Annotated in this window: 2 protein-coding genes and 1 pseudogene; 1 reads left to right on the plus strand and 2 read right to left on the minus strand. The window is 39.2% G+C overall.

What is annotated here, in order from left to right; translation table 11 throughout:
* A pseudogene (locus DU53_RS13375) lies at positions 1-162 on the plus strand (IS3 family transposase); the annotation flags it as partial.
* 83 nt (positions 163-245) lie between these two features.
* Here the strand turns inward: DU53_RS13375 and DU53_RS11550 are convergent.
* Both DU53_RS11550 and DU53_RS12345 read right to left on the minus strand, forming a co-directional pair.
* Positions 246-1,460, minus strand: a complete 1,215-nt coding sequence (locus DU53_RS11550; RefSeq protein WP_015868143.1) for an IS256-like element ISKol2 family transposase — start codon at positions 1,458-1,460, stop codon at positions 246-248.
* A 49-nt stretch (positions 1,461-1,509) separates the two neighbouring features.
* Positions 1,510-1,720, minus strand: a 211-nt coding sequence (locus DU53_RS12345) for a hypothetical protein (protein WP_161484799.1), incomplete at its 5' end; no start/stop codon positions are given.

A 1,720-nucleotide genomic window follows, 5' to 3' on the forward strand; every position in this document is an offset into this window, starting at 1 on the left:
AGTTGCATGGGTACTGGGACAATCCGAGTTAACGAAGAGCTAATCGAAAAGACCAAAACTTTTGAAACGTTTTACAATGAAGAATATCCACACAGTGCACTAGGTTACAAGAGTCCCAAAGAGGTATTCGAAGAATCCGTGAGTCTACACAAAATTGCTTGATTTTTTGTCCAGTTTTTCGGGGTGCATTACAGAGTTTTCGGGCATGTCACATATTTTGTGTAAACTCCAAACTCCGGAAAAGATCAGACATAGGATTTCACCCAATCAAATTCTATCATCAAAGTGGCAAGGATTTTATCCCATTCGTTTATTCTCACGGTCCATTTTCTGGTTATGTTGTTAATGGCGAGATATGCAAGTTTCATGAGAGCCATATCATTGGGGAAAACACCTCTGTTCTTTGTTACCTTCCTGAGTTGGCTGTTCAGGGATTCTATGGGATTTGTCGTGTAAATCAATTTTCTAATTTCTTTGGGATATTCGAAATAGGTCGTGAGGGCTTCCCAGTTATCTTTCCAGCTTTTAATGCTGAATGGATACTTTTCTCCCCATTTCTCTTCAAAGGCCATAAGAGCATTCCATGCTGCTTCTTTTGTATCCGCTGTGTATACCGATTTCAGATCAGCAGCGAATTTCTTTTTGTCTTTCCAGGATACAAATTTCATGGAATATCTTATCTGGTGTACTACGCATCTCTGGATTTTAGCCTGGGGATATACCGCTTCTATTGCCTCTTCCATTCCCTTTAATCCATCTATTGAAAAGAACATTACACCTTTAACTCCTCGGTTTTTCAGTTCATTTAGCACACCAAGCCAGTATTTTGAACCTTCACTCTGAGCTATCCACATTCCTAGGACATCTTTCATTCCTTCCAGATTTACCCCAAAGGCTATATACAAAGCCTTGTTTCTTATCTGGTTGTTCTCAGAAACTTTGAAAAAGATAGCGTCCATGTAGATTATGGTATATACCTCTTCAAGGGGTCTGTTTCTCCATTCGGAAACAATAGGGATTATCTTGTCTGTTATCCTGCTTATACTTTCAATTGACAGTTCAGAACCGTATATGTCCTTAAGATGTGCCTGTATGTCCCTGTATGTCATTCCCCGGGCATACATAGACAATATCTGGTCCTCTATGGAAGCTATGCTTCGCTGGTGCTTTTTAACCACTATTGGTTCGAATTCACCTTTGCGATCCCTGGGAATCGAAAGTTCTATTTTACCGTAAGAGCTGTTCACTGTCTTTTTCGAATAACCGTTTCGTGAGTTATCCGTTTCTTTGTTTCTGTAGTCATGCTTAGAATAACCAAGTTCTTCTTCAAGTTCCGCTTCCAACATCTCTTTAATGATGTCTCCAAATAATTCCTTTACTAGATTTTCCGCGTCTTTTGTCGTTTTTAATTTCCTTTCTCGTACCAATCTCTTCATTGCTTCTCTGTCGAAGTTTCCCACTGTTCTCCCTCCTTAGCTTTTTGTTATTTTCTCATATTTCGGAGGGAGTTTACACAAAATTACTAACAGACCCGAGTTTTCCTTCTTCAGCGAGTCTTCGCGCATAACCAAGATGATGAAAAGTGATGGCAGATAATATCTTTTTATCCCCCCAAATTCTTGTTTTTCTCTTCAATTTCACTGTTCCCCATCTCGCTTCTACGTTTAAAATAACTGCTTCTATTTCTTCTCGTGTCCTTCCGCTTATTTTATTCAAATTG

Origin of the sequence: Kosmotoga sp. DU53 (assembly GCF_001639905.1) — a bacterium.
Lineage (GTDB): Bacteria > Thermotogota > Thermotogae > Petrotogales > Kosmotogaceae > Kosmotoga > Kosmotoga olearia.